A 670-nucleotide genomic window follows, 5' to 3' on the forward strand; every position below is an offset into this window, starting at 1 on the left:
CGTCTCGGCCGGTGTCTTGGCGGGCACGTCGCTGGCCGTCTCGACCGTGGGCTCCTCCTCGGCCTGCAAGGGCGCAGGGTTCGCCGGGATGGCGCGGGGGGGCGATGCAGGTGTGACCGCCTTCGGCTTGGCCGTGTTGTTCTTGGCCTTGCCGACCGGCTTCTTGGTGCTGCGGCGCTGCGGTTTCGCGGCCGCCTGCTGCTCGGCGACGGTCGTAGCAGCCTCACGCAGATGCTCGGGCAGTTCGGTGCCCAGGACGTAGCTCTTGTAGATCTCGATCGTGTTGTCGCGGTCGAAGAACCAGCGCAGGGGGTGGATCTTCGGGCGCGCGTTGCCCTGCTGGCGATTCCGTTCGTAGGCCTTCCGCGCTTCGACCAGCACCGACTCGAACACGATGACCGCGACGACCGGCAGCAGGGCGTTCACCCAGCGGCCGGAGGTGTCTTCGAGCTTGTTGTAGTTGATCACCGAAGAACCGAGGGTGAACACGATGACGAGCAGTCGCCGCAGGGGAGCTGCCCGGCCATTGCGTGCGGCGCGAAACGCACTGATGCTCAGGGCGAACGCCCCGCCGTCGAAAGTGAGGGGAACGAGCCATGCCTCGCTCTCGGTGTAGCCCATGTGCTTGGTAGCGAATTCGTGCAGACCGATGAACGACGCGGTCCATCCT

At 66.3% G+C, this 670-nt stretch carries 1 protein-coding gene; it reads right to left on the bottom strand.

Annotated elements, in window-relative coordinates; translation table 11 throughout:
* The coding region (locus tag DMH01_RS42440; protein WP_125685095.1) for a DUF2637 domain-containing protein at positions 1-670 on the bottom strand (670 nt) is incomplete at both ends.

This window comes from Amycolatopsis sp. WAC 04182, assembly GCF_003947465.1.
Taxonomy (GTDB): Bacteria; Actinomycetota; Actinomycetes; order Mycobacteriales; family Pseudonocardiaceae; genus Amycolatopsis.